At 73.8% G+C, this 19,772-nt stretch carries 12 protein-coding genes; 9 read left to right on the top strand and 3 right to left on the bottom strand.

Annotation, left to right across the window (positions count from 1 at the left end; genetic code table 11):
• The first annotated feature begins 522 nt into the window (after nucleotides 1-522).
• The 4 genes from ACFW2G_RS13030 to ACFW2G_RS13015 are packed head-to-tail and all read left to right on the top strand — an operon-like array spanning nucleotide 523 to nucleotide 10,679.
• A complete protein-coding gene (locus ACFW2G_RS13030) occupies nucleotides 523-2,277 on the top strand; it encodes a fatty acyl-AMP ligase (protein WP_037915584.1) in 1,755 nt (584 codons plus the stop codon).
• A gap of 31 nt (nucleotides 2,278-2,308) precedes the next feature.
• Nucleotides 2,309-8,653, top strand: coding sequence for an SDR family NAD(P)-dependent oxidoreductase (locus ACFW2G_RS13025; RefSeq protein ID WP_384580398.1), 6,345 nt, complete (start codon nucleotides 2,309-2,311; stop codon nucleotides 8,651-8,653).
• 7 nt (nucleotides 8,654-8,660) lie between these two features.
• Complete coding sequence (locus ACFW2G_RS13020) at nucleotides 8,661-9,818, top strand: acyl-CoA dehydrogenase family protein (RefSeq protein WP_384580395.1); 1,158 nt, start codon at nucleotides 8,661-8,663, stop codon at nucleotides 9,816-9,818.
• Between the two features lie 15 nt (nucleotides 9,819-9,833).
• A complete protein-coding gene (locus ACFW2G_RS13015; protein WP_384447222.1) occupies nucleotides 9,834-10,679 on the top strand; it encodes an alpha/beta fold hydrolase in 846 nt (281 codons plus the stop codon).
• A gap of 18 nt (nucleotides 10,680-10,697) precedes the next feature.
• Here the strand turns inward: ACFW2G_RS13015 and ACFW2G_RS13010 are convergent, their stop codons facing one another.
• From ACFW2G_RS13010 to ACFW2G_RS13000, 3 genes are all read right to left on the bottom strand, one after another.
• The gene (locus ACFW2G_RS13010; protein WP_037917813.1) at nucleotides 10,698-11,714 is read right to left on the bottom strand and encodes a hypothetical protein; all 1,017 of its coding nucleotides are present in this window, start codon (nucleotides 11,712-11,714) and stop codon (nucleotides 10,698-10,700) included.
• Between the two features lie 8 nt (nucleotides 11,715-11,722).
• The gene (locus ACFW2G_RS13005) at nucleotides 11,723-13,087 is read right to left on the bottom strand and encodes an MFS transporter (protein ID WP_384447220.1); all 1,365 of its coding nucleotides are present in this window, start codon (nucleotides 13,085-13,087) and stop codon (nucleotides 11,723-11,725) included.
• Between the two features lie 125 nt (nucleotides 13,088-13,212).
• Entirely contained in the window at nucleotides 13,213-14,073 is an 861-nt protein-coding gene (locus tag ACFW2G_RS13000) for a glycosyltransferase (protein WP_384580393.1), read from the bottom strand.
• 371 nt (nucleotides 14,074-14,444) lie between these two features.
• On the opposite strand from ACFW2G_RS13000, the gene ACFW2G_RS12995 reads away from it, so the two are divergent.
• The 5 genes from ACFW2G_RS12995 to ACFW2G_RS12975 all read left to right on the top strand — a co-directional run bounded on the left by ACFW2G_RS12995 (nucleotide 14,445) and on the right by ACFW2G_RS12975 (nucleotide 19,764).
• Nucleotides 14,445-15,569, top strand: a complete 1,125-nt coding sequence (locus ACFW2G_RS12995) for a Gfo/Idh/MocA family protein (RefSeq protein WP_384580391.1) — start codon at nucleotides 14,445-14,447, stop codon at nucleotides 15,567-15,569.
• Between the two features lie 109 nt (nucleotides 15,570-15,678).
• A complete protein-coding gene (locus ACFW2G_RS12990) occupies nucleotides 15,679-16,674 on the top strand; it encodes an NAD-dependent epimerase/dehydratase family protein (RefSeq protein WP_037915567.1) in 996 nt (331 codons plus the stop codon).
• A complete protein-coding gene (locus ACFW2G_RS12985; protein WP_384447214.1) occupies nucleotides 16,671-17,822 on the top strand; it encodes a DegT/DnrJ/EryC1/StrS family aminotransferase in 1,152 nt (383 codons plus the stop codon). Before ACFW2G_RS12990 ends, ACFW2G_RS12985 begins: the two co-directional genes overlap by 4 nt.
• Nucleotides 17,819-18,652, top strand: a complete 834-nt coding sequence (locus ACFW2G_RS12980; protein ID WP_384580388.1) for a NeuD/PglB/VioB family sugar acetyltransferase — start codon at nucleotides 17,819-17,821, stop codon at nucleotides 18,650-18,652. The genes ACFW2G_RS12985 and ACFW2G_RS12980 overlap by 4 nt, the downstream gene beginning before the upstream one ends.
• The gene (locus tag ACFW2G_RS12975; protein WP_384447210.1) at nucleotides 18,649-19,764 is read left to right on the top strand and encodes a DegT/DnrJ/EryC1/StrS family aminotransferase; all 1,116 of its coding nucleotides are present in this window, start codon (nucleotides 18,649-18,651) and stop codon (nucleotides 19,762-19,764) included. Before ACFW2G_RS12980 ends, ACFW2G_RS12975 begins: the two co-directional genes overlap by 4 nt.
• Nucleotides 19,765-19,772: the final 8 nt, after the last annotated feature.

The following is a 19,772-nucleotide window of genomic DNA, read 5'->3' as shown; positions in this document are numbered from 1 at the left end:
CGGGCGGGCCGCCGGCTCACGGGGCGGTCGCTCCGCGGTCCCGGGGAAGGCTCCTCGGCTCGCGCCCGCGGCGGGTGCGTAATCCACGGTGGCGCCGAGAAGATATCGAGCCGGACTGGCAGGATGCCCCCGCCCGAAGCGATCGTTTTCGCGCAGCACGTTTCGACGGCGGCCGTTCGGGGTCCGATGCCGTCGTCCCCGATCGGACGCATCAGGTGCCGCCCTTCCACGATTTCCACCCCGGCCGATGCTGGCCGAAATCGCTCGGGTAGCCCGGAGTTTCTGCCAACTTCCGGCCATTCAATGTGAGTTGACCGAGCAGCGAGGGTCAACCTAAGGTTTGGGCCAGTACTGCCCAGTACTCCCCATTCAGCTTTGACCCTTTCCATGCGGCGCTCCGCCGAGCCCCCACATTGCAGGAGCCACCGCGGAGGACACCGGCGCCGTGCGTCGCTTTCGCCGTCCCGCCCGTCGGCCCGCACCCGGCGGGAGCAGCCGATCCGGCACCGAATGAGGCTGAGAATGCTTTCCGAACCACTCCCTTACGAGACGGTGGTCGATGCCGTCCGCGCGCACGCGCTCCGCATACCGGACCACCCGCTGTTCACCTTCCTGCCCGACGGCGAGGAGGCCGAGCCCCCTCTCACCTTCGCGGCGCTCGACACCAGGGCGCGGGCCGTCGCCGCGAGCCTGCACGCCGCGCGGGTGGAGCCCGGCTCCCGCGCACTCCTGCTGTTCGAGCCCGGCCAGGACTTCGTCGTCGCGTTCTTCGGCTGCCTGTACGCGGGCGTCGTCGCGGTGCCCGCGTACCTGCCCCACCCCGCGCAACGCGCCCGCGGGCTGCTGCGGCTGGCCGGCATCGCCGAGGACGCGCAGCCCGCGGCCGTACTGACCACCGCCGGGATCCGGGCGGCCGTCGAGCCGGCGGCGCGGACCATCCCGGAGGTCCAGGAGACGGCCTGGCTGGCCGTCGACACGATCGCGGACGCGACCGGAACGGGCTGGTCCGCGCCGTCCCCGGAGCCGAAGTCCGTCGCCTTCCTCCAGTACACCTCCGGCTCCACCGGGCGGCCGAAGGGCGTGATGGTCACCCACGGCAATCTCACCCACAACACCGACCTGATCCGCACGTCCCTCGGAATGGACGGATCCACGGTCGTCGTGGGCTGGCTTCCCCCGTATCACGACATGGGGCTGATCTCCATGATCATCGTTCCGGCGATGCTGGGGATCCATTCCGTTTCCATGCCGACCGTGGCGTTCCTGCAGAGCCCGGTGCGCTGGCTGCGCGCGATATCGACGTACCGGGGAACGCTTTCCGCGGCCCCCAATTTCGCATTCGACCTGTGCACGCGAAAAGTGACCGCCGAGGACCGCGCGCGCTTGGACCTCTCGTCCTGGAGCGTCGCGACGAATGGCGCCGAACCCGTTCGCGCCGATTCCATGAAACGTTTCTCCGAGGCATTCGCCTCCACCGGATTCCGACCGGAAACCATCGTTCCGGTGTACGGGCTCGCCGAAAGCACCCTGCTCGTGAGCGGGGCGCCGCTCGAACGGCCCTGGGTGTTTCGCGCCTTCGACGAGGACGCGCTCGAACGCGGCACCGCGGTGAACGTGCCCGACGACAGCCCGGGGGCGCGCGTCCTGGTCAGCTGCGGCGTCAGCCGGACCCTGGACGTGGCCGTCGTCGACCCGCGCACCCGCACACGGTGCGGTCCGGGACGGGTCGGTGAGATCTGGGTCGCGGGCGACAGCATCGCGGTCGGCTACTGGCAGCGTCCCGACCTCACCCGCGAAGCCTTCGAGGCGACACCGGCCGACGGCGAGGACGAGGGCCCGTACCTGCGCACGGGGGACCTCGGGTTCCGGACGCAGGACGGTCTCTTCGTCTGCGGCCGCATCAAGGACGTCATCATCGTGGGCGGCCGCAACCACTACCCCCACGACATCGAGCGCACCGCCGAGAGCGCGCACCCCTCGATCCGCCCCGGCTGCGTCGCCGCCTTCGGCGTGGACGCGGACGGCGCGGAGCAGGTGGTGGTCGCCGCCGAGCTGCGCCGCGGGGCCGGCGAGGCCCCGGACCGGGAGGACCGGCAGGCGGTGGTGGACGCCGTCCTGCGCGCGGTGGCCCAGGAACACCGGCTGACCGTCCGCGAGGTCGTCCTCCTGCCCGCCGGCACCCTGCCCAAGACGTCGAGCGGAAAGCTCCAGCGCCGCGAGACCAGGAAGGAGTACCTGGCCGGCCGGTCTCCGTGGAACGCGCGAGCGCAGCACTGACCCGCACGACAGCACGACACAGGGGGAGCATATGAAGGACACCGAGCTGGAGGCCTGGCTGCGCCGGCGCATCGCCGAGCTGACCCGCAGGGCTTCGGGGGACGAGATATCGGTCCACGAACCGCTGGCCGCCTACGGCTTGTCGTCGATCGACGCGGTGGCGCTGGCCGGCGAACTCGGCGCGCTGCTGGGCCGAAGGGTCTCGCCGACGGTCGCGTACGAATTCCCGACGCTCAGGGAGATACTGGACCACCTCCAGGGCAGGCACCCCGTCCGGGGCGGCCCCACCGCACCACGCCGAGCCGACGCCGGCCCGGCCCGCGACGAACCGATCGCGATCATCGGCATGGGATGCCGCTTCCCCGGGGCCGACGGCCCCGAGGCCTTCTGGGACCTGCTCGAACGAGGCGTGGACGCCATCGGCCGGGTGCCCGACGACAGGTTCGCCCGCTGGGGCCGCGGGAACGGCGGCACCGGCCGCGGCGGCGTCGGAGGCTTCCTGAGCGGCGTCGGCGGCCTGGACATCGACTTCTTCGGCATCGGCGAGCACGAGGCCGCCCGGATCGACCCCCAGCAGCGACTCATGCTGGAAGTCGCCTGGGAGGCCGTCGAGGACGCCGGGATCGACCCGTACGGCCTGGCCGGCTCGGACACCGGTGTCTTCGTCGGCATCTCCAGCTCCGACTACCGCGGCGTCCTGACGGACTCGCCCTCCGCAGACGCCTACTCCCTGCTCGGCGGAGCCGCCTCCGTCGCCGCGGGTCGGCTCTCCTACGTACTCGACCTGCGCGGCCCGAGCCTGTCCGTCGACACCGCCTGCTCCTCGTCCCTCGTCGCCGTCCACCTCGCGTGCGAGGCGATCCGGCGCGGTGAGTGCGGCCTGGCCGTCGTCGGCGGCGTGAACGTGATCCTGACCCCGGCCGTCACCGAGGCCTTCGACCACTCGGGCGTCATGGCGCCCGACGGCCGCTGCAAGGCCTTCTCGGCGCGGGCCGACGGCTACGTGCGCAGCGAGGGCGCCGGCGCCGTCGTCCTCAAACCGCTGAGCGCGGCACTGCGCGACGGGGACCGCGTCTCGGCGGTGGTCCGCGGCTCCGCGGTGACCTCCGACGGGCGGACCAACGGCCTGCTGGCGCCCAGCCGCCGGGCACAGGAGGACGTCGTACGCCACGCGCTCGCAGCCGCGGGTGCCCGGCCGTCGGAGGTCGGCTACGTCGAGGCGCACGGGACGGGCACGGCGATCGGCGACCAGATCGAGGCGGCCGCGCTGGGCACCGTACTGAACCAGGGGCGGGCCGCCGACCGACCGTGCGCGGTCGGCTCGGTGAAGACGAACCTCGGCCACCTGGAGGCAGCGGCGGGCATCGCCGGGCTGATCAAGCTGGCGCTCTCCTTCGAGCACCGGGCCCTCCCGGCGTCCCTGCACTGCGCCGAACCGAGCCCGGACATCGACTTCGACGGACTCGGCCTGCGCGTCCAGTCCTCGCTGCGGCATCTGGAGTCGCCCGAGGAGCTCGGGCTCGCCGGCGTCAGCTCCTTCGGCTTCGGCGGCACGAACGCGCACGCGGTGCTCGGCCCCGCGCCCGCCCCCTCCCCCGAGCCGGAAGGGCCCACGGGCGAGGGACGACCCGTGCGGCTCCTGGCCCTGTCGGCCGCCACCGAGGCGGCGCTGCACGCGCAGGCCGCCCGGCACGCGGCGTGGGCCGCCGGGGTGGAGGCGCGCGAGCTGGCCCGCGGTACGGCCGCGGCGACGCTGCTGCGGGGACGGGGCGGGCCCCGCGGGCGGGAGTTCCGCGCCGCCTTCGCCTTCGCGGACCCCGGCGAGCTCCTGGCCCGGCTGCGCGAGCCGTTCACAGCCGCGCGGGCCGTCCCGGACGACGCCGGCGTCGTCTTCGTGTTCCCGGGGCAGGGCGCGCAGTGGCTCGGGATGGGCAGAGCCCTGCTGGAGACGGAGCCCGCCTTCGACCTCGCCGTCTCGCGCTGCGAGCAGGCCTTCGCACCGTACGTCGACTGGTCGCTGCGGGAGGTCCTGACCGGGGAGGCCGCCGCCCCGCTGCTGGAGCGCATCGACGTCGTCCAGCCGGCGCTCTTCGCGATGCAGGTCGCCCTGGCGGCGCTCTTCCGGTCGTGGGGCGTCCGGCCCGCCGGTGTGGTCGGCCACAGCATGGGCGAGGTGGCGGCGGCCCACGTCGCGGGCGCGCTGCGCCTGGAGGACGCGGCCCGGATCATCTGCCGGCGCAGCGCCCTGATGATGCGCCACCGGGGCCGGGGCGCCATGGCGCTGGTCTCGCTCCCGGTGTCGGACGTGCGCAAGGCCCTGGAGCCGTACGGGGACCGGCTCTCGCTCGCCGCGCACAACGGGCCGGTCACGACGGTGGTGTCCGGGGAGACCGGAGCCGTCGACTCCTTCGTGACCGCCATGGACGCCCGGGGCGTGTTCTGCCGGCGGATCAAGGTGGACGTGGCCTCGCACTGCGCGCTGCTGGAGGACCTGCGGGAGGACCTCACTGACGAGCTGTCCGGGTTGTCGCCACGCGCCTCGACCGCCGCCTTCCACTCCTCCCTGACCGGTGGGCTCCTCGACACGAACGCGCTGGACGCGGACTACTGGTGGCGCAACCTGCGCGAGCCGGTGCTGTTCGCCGACGCCGTCCGCACCGCCGGGGCGGCCGGTCACCGGGTGTTCCTGGAGATGAGCCCGCACCCGCTGCTGTCGGTGTCGGTGACCGAGTGCCTGGAGGACGAGGACCGCCCGGCGGCCGCCGTCCCGGCCATGCGGCGCGAGGAGGTCCGCGCCCCCTACGAAGCGGTCGCCGCGCTGTTCGAGGCCGGATGCGACATCGACTGGTCGGCGTTCTTCGGCGGCCGGCCCCGCCCGGGCACACGGCTTCCCTCATACCCCTGGCAGCGCCAGGAGCACTGGGTGGAGCCCGAGGCCCCGCGGTCGGAGGGGACACTGGTCACCGGGTCGCTACCGGTGGTCCGGGACCACCGCGTGCGGGAGCGGGCCATCGCGCCCGCCGCGTGGATGCTCGACGCGGCACTGGAGGAACTCGGCCCGGACCGGACCGGCGGCCACGGGCTCAGCGGCGTACTGGTGACGAACCCGCTGGCGGTCGCCGAGGGAGAGGCCCGGCACGTGCGGGTCTCGCGGCGGGTGCGCGCGGGGAACGAGCCCTACCTGTCGGTGGAGAGCCGGGCGGCCGGCGACCGGGACTCCGCGTGGCAGGAGCACCTCTGCGCCACGTGGTCCGAGACCCCGCCGGCCCCGGAGGCCGCCGACCTGTCCGCGATCCGGCTGCGCTGCCCGCAGCGCGTCGAGCCCGGCGCCCTGTACGAGCACCTGGCGGCATCCGGGCTCTCCTACGGGGACACCATGCGGATGGTGACCGGGATGTGGCGGGGTGAGGGGGAGCTGTTGGCCGGGCTCGCGCCGCCGTCCCCGCACACCCTGGGCCGGCCGCTGCCCGCGGACGCCGCGGACGGGGCGATGCAGTCCATCGCCGGGCTGTCGCTGGACGGCGGCGCCGACGGCACCTTCGTGGGGTTCGGCTACGGCCGGGTCGACGTCCTCGCCCCCTGGTCGGGTCCCGCCTTCGCCCACGTGCGGCTGCGCGGTGAACCCGCGGCGGACGCCGACACCTTCGACTGCGACGTGACGGTGATCGATCCCGACGGCCGGGTCCTCGTACGGTTCACGGGCGTATCCCTGAAGCGGATGGGCGACCGGCACTCCCTGCGCTTCTTCGCGGTGGACGAGCGGCCACAGCCGCGGTCGTCGCAGACCGGCACGGCCGGAACGACCGCCGCGGGCACCCCCGTCGTGCTCCTGACCGGGGAAACCGGCCGGAGCGCGGCGCTCGTGGAGGAGCTGCGCCGGGACGGCGCCGAGTGCACCGTCGCGCCGCTGCCCGAGGGGGAGGACGCGGCCGGATTCCTCACGTCCCTGCCGCAGCGGGCGCGGCTTCTCGTCGTCCAGCCCGAACGCGCAGCGTTCCTGTCGTTCCTGCGGGCCGTGGCGCGCGACGGGGCCGCCGTACAACGCGAGTTGGCGCTGGTGACGGGTGACGTCGCACTGCCCCCGCTGCTGCGCGCCCTGGAGCAGGAGGCCGTGGGCTGGTCCGGGCGGGCGATCCGGGTCGAGCCCGAGGAACTCGGGACCCGGGAACTCGCCCGGGACATCGCCGCGGAACTCGCGACGCCGGCCGGCGCGTTCTGCGTCCGCTACCGGCACGGGGAGCGCACCGTCCCGTCCCTGACCCCGGTCGAGCCCGCATCCGCCGAGGCCGGCCTCAGGCCCGGCGGGGTCTACTGGATCACGGGCGGCCAGGGCGGGCTCGGTTCCACCCTCGCGGTGACGCTGGCCCGGGAGGCGGGCGCGCGGGTGGTGCTCACCGGACGCCGGGCGGAGGTGGACCCGCAGCTGGCGGAGGCGGTCGACGCGGCCGGCGGACGGCTGCTCTACCTCCAGGCCGACGTGACCGACGCGGCCGCGGTACGGCGTGCGCTGGAGGAGACGCTGCGCCGCTTCGGGGCCCTGCACGGCGTGATCCACACCGCGGGCGTGCTCGACGACGCGCTCCTGGAGGCCACGTCGTCCGAGCGCATGAACGCCGTCATCGGGCCGAAGGAGCACGGCGCCCGCATCCTCATCGACGCGGTGGCGTCGGAGGACCTGGACTTCATCGTGCTGTTCTCCTCCCTGGCCAGCCTGTTCGTGACGGCCGGCCAGGGTGCGTACGCCGCAGGCAACGCCACGCTCGACGCGCTGACCGGCACCGTACGCAGCCGCCGCACGCCGGTGCGGACGGTCAACTGGGGGCCGTGGGCGGAACGGGGAATGGTCGCCGACCCCAAGTACCGGCTCCGGCTCCTGGAGTCGGGGCTGCACCCGATGTCCCCGGAGGCGGGCGCAACCGCGTTCCTGCGGACCCTGGGCGGCTCGCACCTCCAGCTGGCGGTCCTGGACGTGGGCGACGAGGTCGCCGAAGGACTGGTGGACCGGTTCAACCGCGGGCGGGGCGGGGCTGCGGTCACGCCGCGGGCGCAGGCCGCGCGGGCGCAGGGCCCGGCCGGTCCGGCAGCGGACTTCGTACGGGCGGAGCTGGCCCGATCCCTGCGCCGCTCCCCCGCCGAGATCGACACCTCGGCGCGCTTGGACCGCCTCGGCGTCGACTCGCTGCTGGCGGTGTCCCTCACCCGCCGGATCGGCGCCCACTTCGGGCTGGAGCTGCCGGCCACGTTCCTGTTCAACCACCGGACGGTGGAGGCCGCGGGGCTCCACCTGGACGGTCTGCTGGGACCGACGCCCGCGGAGCCCGAGCGGCCGGAGCCGCGGTCAGCGGTCACCGGGCAGGGCGCGCAGGAGGTCACCCTGGCGGAACCGGAGCGGCACAGCACCGTCCCCGGCTACGTGATCGCCGCCGGCCCGTCGGGGCTCGGCATGCGGCTGCGGGACGTGCCGGTGCGCAAGCCGGCGCCGGACGAGGTGGTCATCGACGTGCGGGCCGTCGGAGTCAACTTCATCGACGTACTGGCGACCACGGGTTTCCACCCGTTCCTGTCGGCTCCCCCGTTCGTGCCCGGACACGAGGTGGCCGGTGTCGTCCACGCGGTGGGTGAGGGTGTGGAGCACGTCCGCCCCGGCGACCCGGTCATCGCGCTGACCCCGCAGGGGGGTTACGCGGCCCGTGTGACGACGGCCGCGTACACGGTGGCCCCGCTGCCCCCAGGGGTCGGCGCCGCCGACGCGGTCGCCGTGCTGATCAGCGGTCTCACCGCCATCGCCTGCCTGGAGCGGGAGGCGCGGGTGCGACCGGGTGATCGGGTGCTCGTCCAGGCCGCAGCCGGTGCGACCGGCACGGCATGCGTGCAGCTGGCGCTGCACCACGGAGCCACGGTGTTCGGCACGGCGAGCACGGAGGCCAAGCTGGACCACCTGCGGGCCCTGGGCGTCCACCACCCGATCAACTATGCGGAGGCCGACTTCGCCGACGCCGTCCGGGAGCTCTCCCCCGAGCAGGGCCTCGACCTGGTCGTCGACTCGCTCTCCGGCGACGCCGTGGGCCGCGGCCTGGAGCTGCTGCGGGCGGGGGGCCGCTTCGTGGAGATCGGGGCGGCGGGTGTGCTCGACCTGGCCGTGGACGGCCGTGACCTGTTCATGAGCAGCCGCTCCTTCTGCACCGTCAACGTCGGCGCGCTGGCGCGCGATCCGTCCCGGCTGCGGCCCCTGATGGACCGCCTCGTCGAGCTGGTCGACACGGCGGTCCTCTGCCCCTCGGTGGGCGGCGTCTTCGCCTTCGAGGACGCCGCGCAGGCGATCGAGGGGCTCCGCAACCGTGCCAACATCGGCAAGTTCGTCATCACCGTTCCTTAGGATGGCCGTGGAAGAATCTCGCAGTCGATCAGAGTGGAAACAGACCTTCCGTACGTTCGCCGACGAGGTGATGGCCCCGCACGTGCGACGGTGCGACGAGGAACGGGAGTTCCCCGCGGCGGTCCACGAACGGGCCGCCGCCGAGGGCATCCTCAACGCCGCCTTTCCGGAGGAGCTGGGCGGCGCCGGGCTCTCGTACACGGAGTTCGGCCACGTCATCGGGGAACTGTCCGCGGTCTGTCCGGGGATGACCTGGACCCTGGTGTTCAACCGCGGCGCGCTGCACCCGGTGGTCGCCGCCGGCACGCCGGAGCAGAAGGAGCTCTTCGTCACCCGGCTCCTGAAGGACAACGGCTACGCGGCGCTCGGGCTCACCGAGCCCGAGAACGGCTCCAACCTGCTGGTGGCCACCACCCGTGCCGTCCGGACGGATTCGGGGTGGCTGCTCAACGGTGGCAAGTGCATGTCCGGCAACGGAACCGTCGCCGACGTGTTCATCGTCCTGGCCAACACGGTGATCGACAACCGCAAACGTGGCCTGTCCTTCTTCGCCGTACCGCGGGACGCTCCCGGCGTGACCGTGGGCGAGGACATCGAGAAGGCCGCGTTCCGCTGCCTGCCCACGCCCTCGGTCACCTTCCGGGACGTGGCGCTGGAGCCGATCAGCCTGATCGGAGGGGCCGGTGACGGGGAGATGCTGCTGAACGAACTCCTCGCGACCATCCGCATCGGCGGCGCCGCCTGCGGAGCCGGCATCGTGGCCGCCATGCTCAAGGACGCGCTCACGTGGGTCGGCGAGCGCCGGGTCTACCCCGACGACCGCATGGACACCCTCAGCCACGTCCAATTGGCGCTGGGACGGCTGTACGTCGAGCTGTGCGCCGCCCGGGGGCTGCTGGACGAGGCGACGGCGCTGGCCGACCGGGGGCTGCCCTTCGGCCGGGAGAGCTCCATGGCGAAGTACTACGCCACCGAGCTCGCCGTGCGCGCCTCGAACGAGATCCTGCAGTTGTACGGATGGCGCGGCATTGCGGCCGACCACGGCGTCGAGAAGCGCTGGCGGGACGCGCGCGCCCTGACCATCTTCGAGGGATCGAGCGAGATCCAGCTGTTGAACGTGTTTCGCGACATGCGGAGGGCGGCCGCCGGCGAGGGGGGTCTGTAGGTGTCGTCCGTCGAAGTGAGCACCGAGACGGTGCGCGCCGAGGACGGCGCCACGTCGGAGGTCAGGCTGCACCGCAGGCCCGGCGATCCGTCCGCGCCGGTCCTGGTGTGCATGCCCGCCATGGGCACCCGGGCCGCCTCGTACGCCCCGCTGGCGGACGCCCTCGCCGAAGCCGGGTTCCAGGTGGCCGTCGGCGAGCTGCGCGGACAAGGAACGAGCTCCGTGCGCGTGGGGCGCGGGGTGCGCTACGGCTATCACGAGATGGTCTCCTACGACTACCCCGCGCTCTTCCGGGCGGTCGAGGCCGCCTTCCCGACGGCACCGCGCCACCTCCTGGGGCACAGCCTCGGCGGGCAGCTCGGCGCCCTCTACCTCAGCCAGGAGCCGCACATGGCCTCGGGCGCCGTCCTGGTGGGAGCCCCCTCCTGCCACTACCGCGGCTGGCCCTTCCCACAGAGCCTGGGGATGCTCGCCGCCTTCCAGGCCGCGGCCGCGTTCTCCGCGCTGTACGGGTATTTCCCGGGCCGCCGCATCGGAGTACTGGGCAACGACTCCGCGCAGGTCCTCAGGGATATGGCGACCCAGGTCAGGACGGGCCGCTACCACGTGCCGTCCAGCGAGGTGGACTTCGAGCCCGCCCTGGCGAAGCTCGAACTGCCGGTTCTGGCGGTCGCGGTCAAGGGCGACGCCATGGCACCGCCCGGCGGCGTGCGCGGGCTCGCCGGCAAGCTCACGAACGCCCGCGTGACGTACTGGGAGCTCGCTCTCGGCGAGGGCGCCCAGGGCCGCCGGCACTACGCGTGGATCCGGGACAGCGCCGCGCTCGTCGAGCGGGTACGGACCTTCGTGGACGGGGTCTGACGCCCCTCCCCGGCCCGGTCAGCCCAGACGGGCCGGGGAGGAGGCCCCGGAGATCAGCGGCCGGGGGCTCCCGGTGCCGTCGGCGGGCACGGTCCACAGGTCCGAACGGTCGGCGGCGCCGTCGGCGGGCAGGGCGTAGGCGAGCGTGCCGTCGTCCAGCCAGGCGGCCTGGTCGTCCACGCTGCGCTTCTCGGCGAGCGGGTGGTCCCGCAGCGTCCGCAGATCCATGACGTGTTCGCGCCACAGCGAAGCGCCGGGCCGGACCCGCTTCTTGTACGCGATACGCGTCTCGTCCGGGGAGAGCGAGGGACATTCGACGTTCTTGGCAAGGGTGGTGACGGACCGACCGGACACCGAACCCTTGACCAGGTAGGTCTCACCGGCCGTGGCGAGCGTGGCATAGAAGGTGTCGTCGTCCGCGGAGAAGGTGACGCCCCAGAAGTTGACGTCCTGGGCGCGGTGCTCCCGCCCGTCCATGGTGATCGCAAACTGCTCCAGGTCGGCGTCGAGCTTCCAGGTGCTGGTGTCCAGGATGGCGGTGCGCGTGGAGAAGAACGCCGCGCCGTAGGACTCTCCGGAGATGAACACGGTCCAGGCGACGAAGCGGCCGCTGGGCGAGACGCGGGCCCGGCTGGGCGTGCCCGCCAGTGGGAAGCTGCGCACCTGGCGCAGCTCGGCGTCGACGATGACGGCCTTGTTGTCCTGGGCGAGGGCACCTGGGCTGGAGCGCAGGCAGACGCCCGTACCCGCAGCCGCATGGAAGCGCTGGCAGGTGAGGTCGGACACCGTGCGGGTGCCTTCGGGCGCATCGGCCGGGACGGAGGCGAGGGCGCCGCGGTGCGGGCCCTGCCCGCTGCCCAGGAAGGCCAGCGCGTCCCGTCCGGCCGTCAGTGACACGGCCCCCGCGGTCGCGGCCGGGCCACCGGCCCGCGGCTGGTCGGCACGGGAGGCGGCGCGCAGCACCAGGGTGGCGCCGACGCCCCCGAGCAGCAGCACCGCCACCGCGAGGACGAGCAGGCGGCGGGAGCGTGTCATCGGCTTCCTCACGGGCGTCGGGCCGGGTTGGGCGGTGTGGGTGCGGGAGGCGTGCCGGGCGCGGCCGGCGACGGCCGCAGCACGCGGCCGGCGACGGCCGCGCAGCACAGCAGGCCGGCCGCGGCGGCCGCGAGCGCCGGACCGGGGCCCCAGAGGGTCCATGCCCCGCCGAAGGCCAGCGAGCAGCCGAAGCGGGCCAGCGCCTGGCCGGTGCCGACCAGGGCCAGGCCGGTGCCGCGCAGCGGCTCGGGGACGGTGGCGGCCACGGCGGCCGGCAGCACCCCGTCGGTGGCGGCGTAGAACAGGCCGTGCAGGGCGAGGACGAGGTAGGGCAGGGCGGGCCAGTCGGGGGCCCACAGCAGCAACCCGTAGGCGGTGAGCAGGAGGGCGTGCCCGGCAAGGAAGACGGTACGGCGTCCGATCCGGTCGGCGAGGGCCCCGGCCGGGACGGCCAGCAGCAGGAACACGGCGGCGGTGCCCAGCGGCAGGAGCGGGAACCACTGGTCGTCGATGCCGGTTCGGCGCTGGAGCAGCAGGTAGACGAAGGCGTCGCTGACGGTGGTGAGGCCGAGCAGGACCGCGCAGAGCGCCAGGGCGCGCAGCCGCGGCAGGCGCAGCAGCGCCACCGCGTCGCGCAGCTTCACGGGCTGCGGGCCGGCGGGCTCGGCGGAGGGTGCCGGCGGGGCGGGTGCGGGGCGCCGGGCGGGCGGGGCCGCCGCCGGCCGGGGCGGGAAGTCGGCCGCGCCGGAGGGGACGAAGAGCACGAGCACCACGACGCCGAGTGCGGCGACGCAGGCGCTGACGCCGAAGACGGCGTCGTAGCCGTCGGCGGCCACGCCGAGGATGAGGAAGGCGGCGAGGGGCCCGAGCAGCGCTCCCGTGGTGTCCATGGCCCGGTGCAAGCCGAAGGCCCGGCCCTGTGACGCGTGCGGTGTGGACAGGGAGATCAATGCGTCGCGCGGGGCGGTGCGCAGGCCCTTGCCGGTGCGCTCCAGCGCCAGGATCACGCTGATCGGGCCGAGGCTGTGGGCGAGCAGCAGCAGGGGCTTGCACAGGGCGGACAGGCCGTAGCCGATGCCGGCGACCAGCTTGTGGTTGCGGACCCGGTCGGCGAGGTGCCCGCCGGTGAGCTGCACCAGGGCGCTGACGCCGTTGTAGACGCCGTCGAGGGCGCCGAACCCGAGCGGGCTGAGGCCGAGCCCCGCGATCAGGTACAGCGGCAGGACGGCGGTGACCATCTCGGAGGAGACGTCGGTGATCAGGCTGACCGTGCCCAGTGCGAGGACGGTTGGGGCGACCGCCCGCGCCCTGCCGGTTCCCCGGCCCGGTGCGGTCTTCGCGCCCGCGGGTGCGGAGCGGTCCGCGAGGTACATGCTCTGGTGCTCCCCCGTACAGACGGTCTGACGTCATTCGAACGTGCGAGTCGAACCCGAACCCTAGTCCTTGTACGGGCCAACTGTGCTGCGTACGGCGCGATTCGGCCGTACGTGCCACCGCGTCACCCGCGGCTGCTCTCGTCCCGCAGCCACGTGGAGAAGTCCTGGTCGCGGATGGCCCGGCGGGATCCCCGGCGGGCCGCGAGCGCAGCCGCCGCGAAGACCACGACCGCGGGCAGGAGTTCCGGATCGGCGCGCAGCAGGGACCGAAGGTCGGACGTCGCGGTGCGCGCCGAAGGACCGGACCCCGCCGCGGCGTCCCGCCCGGCCTGGAACCGCTCGAACTCGGCGGAGGAGGTCGCCGCACGCACCTTGCGCCGGATCAGGTCCGACCAGGTGCGCGGCGGCCGCACGACGACCCTGGCGCTCTCGACCACGCGCCGCTCCCCGGGCCCGAAGGCGAGGGACGCGGCCAGGTCGTCGGCCATCAGCGGGGGCAGCGCCGCGATCCGCCGGTACCCCTCCTCGGTGACGGCGATGACACCTCGGCCGAAGAGGCCCTCGCGGACCGCCGGCAGCCGCTGCCACACCCGGTAGTAGGCCCGGACCGGCCAGGCGCAGCCGGTCAGCGGGATGTCCCGGCCCGGGGCGGCGGCGAGCAGGCCGGGGGCGGCGGCGAGGGCGTCCGTCAGCGCCCTTACGTCGGCGGCGCCGACCACGACGTCGGCGTCCACGTACAGCCGCGGAAAGCCCCGCGCGTGCTCGTCGCCGACCCGAAGTGCCGTGTGTTTGGAAGGGGTCGGGATCTCCACGACGCGTACCCGGTCGCCGCGCGCGCCCGCCACCCGGGCGGTGTCGTCGGTACAGCCGTTGCACACCACGACGATGTCGGGCCCGGACGACGGGGAGTCGGCCAGGAGCGCGTCGAGGAGTCGGCCGATGACCCGGCCTTCGTTGTGGGCCGGTATCACGATGCTGGTCACCCGGGCAGTATGCACGGTCGAACACCAGCTCCCGGCGATTCCGCCAACTCTGCCCGGGGGTACGCCCGGTGGACTAGATTGAGTGGCGCCGAGCGGATTCGGCGCGCTTCGGCGCGGCCGGCAACGATCCGGCCCGGCACGGGTGGTACGGGTTCGATCGCGTGTGGGGAACAGGCGGTCGGGCCGGGGGGCGGCATACGCGATTCGCGCAGAACATCGGTTGTGGGGGGCCATCACCGTTGAGCAGGTCACGCAGGGGACGCTCAGGCATCCGGCGTGCCCTCGGCAACGGCGTTCCCCCCTCCACCGCACGCGTCCCGGCCACGGGTAGTCGACACGCCGGTCGGCGTGCGCGGAAGGAAGGGAACGCTGTGAAGGACACCTCGAAGGACGGCGCGCAGAGCGCCGAACGGACCGCTGGGCAGAGCGCGGGCATCCCCGGCCGGGGGTCCGCGGCCCCGTTAGGCGTCGCGGTGGTCGGTGCGGGCTACTGGGGCCCCAATCTCGTCCGCAATTTCCAGTCCAGCCCGCAGTTCCGGCTGCGCTGGCTCTGCGACCTGGACATCGACCGTGCCCGGCAGGCACTCGGCCGCTACTCCACGGTGCAGCCGACCGCGGACTACGCCGCGGTCCTCGCCGATCCCTCCGTCCAAGCGGTCGCCGTGGCCACGCCGGCCGGGACGCACCTGGACGTCGCGCTGGCCGCGCTGCGGGCCGGGAAGCACGTCCTGGTGGAGAAGCCGCTCGCCGCCACGTACGAGGACGGAATGCGGCTGGTGGCGGAGGCCGAGAAGCGCGGCCTCACCCTGATGTGCGACCACACCTACTGCTACACGCCGGCAGTGCGCCGGATCCGGGAGATGGTCCGCTCCGGTGAACTCGGCGAGATCCACTTCGTCGACTCGGTGCGGATCAACCTCGGGCTCGTCCAGAAGGACATCGACGTCCTGTGGGACCTCGCTCCCCACGACCTGTCGGTCCTCGACTTCATCCTCCCCGACCACGTGCAGCCGGTGGCCGTCGCCACGACCGGCGCCGACCCGATCGGGGCCGGCCAGTCCTGCGTGGCCTACCTGACCCTCCAGCTGAGCACCGGCGCCATCGCGCACGTGCACGTCAACTGGCTCTCCCCGACGAAGGTGCGCACCACCATGGTCGGCGGCTCCAAGCGCACCCTGGTCTGGGACGACCTCAACCCCACGCAGCGCGTCGCGGTGTTCGACCGAGGCGTGGAACTGAGCACCCCGCAGGAGATCGGCGCCGACGAACGCCGCGACATGCTCGTCTCCTACCGGTCCGGCGACATGGTGGCGCCCGCGATCGGCGAGAAGGAGGCGCTGCGCAACATGGTCGAGGAGTTCGCCGACGCCATCAGGACGGGACGGCCGCCGCTGACCGACGGCCGGGCGGGCCTGAAGGTGCTGGACATCCTCGAAGCGGCTTCTCGGAGCCTGGAGTTCCGGGGCGCGGTCGTCGGACTGCGCACCGGGCGCTGACCGCTCCCGGTCGGACGCCGGCCCGAGGCCGGCCCGACCCCGGTCCCCATCGGGACCCTTCGCATGGCGTGACACGCAGGACCACGACCGATCCAGTGGGAGCAGGGCGTTGAGCAGCAGCGTACGAGGCAAGAAGATTCTGGTCACCGGCGGAGCGGGCACCATCGGCTCGCACGTGGTGGACCAGCTGGTGGACAACGGGGCACGCGAAATCGTGGTGCTCGACAACTTCGTGCGGGGGCGGACCGCCAACCTGGCGCGCGCCCTGCCGAGCGGCGTGGTGGAGGTCGTCGAGGGCGATATCCGCGACGTGGCGGCGGTGCGCAAGGTGACGGAGGGCGCCGACCTGGTCTTCCACCTGGCGGCCATCCGGATCACGCAGTGCGCGGAGGAACCACGGCTGGCGAACGAGGTGATGGTGGACGGCACGTTCAACGTGCTGGAGGCGGCGGCCGCCGCCGGGGTGGGGAAGGTGATCGCCTCGTCGTCGGCCTCGGTCTACGGCCTGGCCGAACAGTTCCCGACGACCGAGCGCCACCATCCGTACAACAACGACACCTTCTACGGTGCGGCGAAGGCCTTCAACGAGGGGATGCTGCGCAGCTTCCACTCGATGTACGGGCTGGACTACGTCGCACTGCGCTACTTCAACGTGTACGGCCCACGGATGGACATCCACGGGCTGTACACCGAGGTGCTCATCCGCTGGATGGAGCGCATCGCCTCGGGCGAACCGCCGCTGATCCTCGGCGACGGCCTGCAGACCATGGACTTCGTCGACGTGCGCGACATCGCGCGCGCGAACCTGCTGGCTGCCGAATCGGACCTGACCGACGAGGTGTTCAACGTCGCGAGCGGGACCGAGACGAGCCTGCTGGAGCTGGCGAACGGCCTGCTGGAGGCGATGGGCGCGGACGGCCTGGTGCCCGAGCACGGCCCGGCCCGTGCCGTGAACGGCGTGACCCGCCGCCTCGCGGACACCGCGCAGGCCCGCGAGCGCCTCGGCTTCACGGCCGCGATCGACCTGCGCACCGGCCTGCGGGACCTGGTGGACTGGTGGCGGGCGGAGCGCGCCGCCGACACGGCGGCGGAGGCGGGTCGATGAACGCCCCGGACCCGACCGCCCGGATCCCCGTGATGGTGCCCTGGCTGGGCGAGGAGGAGGCGAAGGCCGCCGCCGACGCGGTGCTCTCGGGCTGGGTCGCCCAGGGGCCCCGGGTCGCCGAGTTCGAACGGGCCTTCGCGGAACGGGTGGGCGCCGAACACGGCATCGCCGTCAGCTCGTGCACCACCGCCCTGCACCTGGCCCTCGTCGCCCTGGACCTGGGGCCGGACGACGAGGTGATCGTCCCCTCCCTGTCCTTCATCGCCACCGCCAACGCCGTGCGCTACACCGGTGCGCGCCCGGTGTTCGCCGACGTCGAGGAGGCCACCGGCAACCTGACCCCGGCCACCGTGGACGCGGTCCGCACCCCCCGCACGAGAGCGGTCCTCGCCGTCCACCAGGGCGGGGTGCCCGCCGACGTGCACGCCCTGCGGGCGGCGTGTGCCGCCTGGGACATCGCCCTCGTGGAGGACGCGGCCTGCGGCATCGGCGCGACGGTCGGCGGGAAGTCCGTGGGCCACGGGGCGCTGCTCGCCGCCTGGTCCTTCCACCCCCGCAAGGTGATCACCACCGGCGAGGGCGGCATGGTGACCACGGACGACGCGCGGTGGGCGGAGCGGCTGCGCCGTCTGCGCGAGCACGGCATGAACGTGTCCGCCGCGCAGCGGCACGCGAGCAGCAAGCCGATCGTCGAGAGCTACCTGGAGGTCGGCTACAACTACCGGATGACCGACATCCAGGCCGCGGTCGGCCTGGTGCAGCTCGGCAGGCTGGACGAGATCGTGGCCCGGCGGCGCCGGCTCGCCGCCCGGTACGCGGAGCTGCTGCGCGAGGTCCCGGGCCTGCGCCCGGTCCGCGACCCCGCACACGGGCAGGGCAACTTCCAGTCCTACTGGGTGCTGCTGGCCGAGGACTTCCCCGTCGGGCGGGACACCCTGCTCGCGGTGCTCTCCGAGGCCGGGATCTCGGCCCGGCGCGGGATCATGGCCTCGCACCTGGAGCCCGCGTACGAGGGCCACGACGCGGCCCCGCTGCCGGTGACCGAGCGGATCAGCCGCGACTCCCTGATCCTCCCGCTGTTCCACACCATGACCGAAGCCCAGCAGGACCGGGTGGTGGCGGTGCTGCGGGAGCAGGCAGGCGGATGAGCGCTGCGGTGACCGAGGACCTGCTGGTCGTCGGCGCGGGCGGGTTCGCGCGGGAGACCGCGCAGGCTGTACGGGACGTGGCCGCGGCCGACGCGGCGAGCGGGCGTGCGCCCCGGTGGCGGCTGGCCGGGCACCTCGACGACGATCCGGCCCTGCACGGCCGGGAGGTCGACGGGGTGCCGGTGCCGGGCGGCTGCGAGCTGGTCCACGCGCTGCCGGCCGCCCGGGTCGTGGTCTGCGTGGGCAGCCCCCGGGACTACGCGGTACGGGCCCGCCTGGTGCGGCGGCTGGGCCTGCCCGGGGAGCGGTACGCGACGGTGGTACACCCCACTGCGGCGGTTTCGGGCTCCTCGTCCGTGGGGCCGGGCTCGGTGCTGCTCGCGCACAGCGTGCTGACGGCCGGTGTCCGGGTCGGTTCGCACGTGGCGGTGATGCCTCAGGTGGTACTCACCCACGAGGACGAGGTCGGGGACTTCGCCACCCTCGCCTCGGGCGTCCGCCTGGGCGGCGGGGTGCGGGTGGGACGCGGGGCGTACGTGGGGGCGGGGGCTCTGGTCCGGGAGTACGCGGCGATCGGTGCCTGGTCGCTGACCGGCATGGGCAGCACCGTCCTCGCGGACGTCCCGGCCGGGGAGGTGTGGGCCGGCAGCCCGGCCCGCCTCCTGCGGCCGGCGGGGGCCACCGCCCTCGCCGAACTGGCCCGCGAGGCGGGCGAACCGGGCGGGGCCGGGTGCGGACCCGACGGGGACGCGCCGGCGCACGGCACGGAAGACGGCACCGGCCCGAACGGCCGGCGGCCGGAGACACGGATGGAGAGTCCAGTCGTATGAACCAGATACCGCTCGTGGACCTGAAGGCGGCGCACGCCGAGGTCGCCGAGGAGTTACAGGCCGGATTCGACCGTGTGCTGGCCGGCACGGCCTTCATCGGCGGCGCCGAGGTCCAGGCCTTCGAGCGCGAGTACGCCGCTTTCGCCGACGTCCGGCACTGCGTAGGAGTCGCCAACGGCACCGACGCCCTCGAACTGGCCTTGCGGGCGAGCGGGGTCGGCGTCGGCGACGAGGTGGTGCTGCCCGCCAACACCTTCATCGCCACCGCGGGCGCCGTCGCCCGGATCGGTGCCCGGCCGGTGCTGGTCGACTGCCTGCCCGACACCCTCCTGATGGATCCGCAGGCCGCACTGGACGCGGTCGGCAAGGCCACCCGCGCGGTGGTGCCCGTCCACCTCTACGGGCAGTGCGCGGCCGCCGCGGAGCTGGCGGACCGGCTTCCGGACCACGTGAAGGTGGTCGAGGACGCGGCGCAGAGCCAGGGCGCCACCCGTGGCGGCCGCTCCCCCGGCAGCGGGACGATCGCCGCCACCAGCTTCTATCCGGGCAAGAACCTGGGCGCCTACGGGGACGCCGGCGCGGTGGTGACCGACGACCAGGAGCGCGCCGACCTGGTACGCGCCCTCGCCAACCACGGCGGCGTGGCCAAGTACCGCCACGACGTGCCGGGATTCAACAGCCGGCTCGACGGCCTACAGGCCGTGGTCCTGCGGGCGAAGCTGGCCCGCCTGGCGGAGGGGAACGCGGCCCGCCGGGCCGCCGCCGCCCGCTACGACGAGCTGCTCGGCGATCTGGCCGCCGCGGGCCGCGTGACCCTGCCGGTCACGGCGGAGGACAACGTCCACGTCTGGCACCTGTACGTCGTTCGGATCTCCGGAGCGGACCGCGACGCCGTCGTCGGCAAGCTGAACGCGGAGGGGATCGGAGCGGGCGTGCACTACCCGGCCCCGGTCCACCTCACTCCGGCCTTCGGCCACCTCGGTCACGGTCGCGGGGACTTCCCGCACGCGGAGCAGGCAGCGGACGGCATGCTCTCCCTCCCCCTCTTCCCGCAGATCACCGCCGCCCAGCAGCAGCGGGTCGTGGAAGCGTTCTTCGACGCCCTGCGCTGATGCGCGTC

It is taken from the genome of Streptomyces sp. NPDC058880 (assembly GCF_042742535.1).
GTDB lineage: Bacteria > Actinomycetota > Actinomycetes > Streptomycetales > Streptomycetaceae > Streptomyces.
Note: the sequence above shows the minus strand (reverse complement) of the source record. Positions and strands in the feature narration are given on the sequence as shown.

Coding starts and splice junctions, on each gene's coding strand:
- ACFW2G_RS13030 (WP_037915584.1), top strand. CDS start 523: ATGCTTTCCGAACCACTCCCTTACGAGACGGTGGTCGATGCCGTCCGC.
- ACFW2G_RS13025 (WP_384580398.1), top strand. CDS start 2,309: ATGAAGGACACCGAGCTGGAGGCCTGGCTGCGCCGGCGCATCGCCGAG.
- ACFW2G_RS13010 (WP_037917813.1), bottom strand. CDS start 11,714: ATGACACGCTCCCGCCGCCTGCTCGTCCTCGCGGTGGCGGTGCTGCTG.
- ACFW2G_RS13005 (WP_384447220.1), bottom strand. CDS start 13,087: ATGTACCTCGCGGACCGCTCCGCACCCGCGGGCGCGAAGACCGCACCG.
- ACFW2G_RS12985 (WP_384447214.1), top strand. CDS start 16,671: ATGAACGCCCCGGACCCGACCGCCCGGATCCCCGTGATGGTGCCCTGG.
- ACFW2G_RS12980 (WP_384580388.1), top strand. CDS start 17,819: ATGAGCGCTGCGGTGACCGAGGACCTGCTGGTCGTCGGCGCGGGCGGG.
- ACFW2G_RS12975 (WP_384447210.1), top strand. CDS start 18,649: ATGAACCAGATACCGCTCGTGGACCTGAAGGCGGCGCACGCCGAGGTC.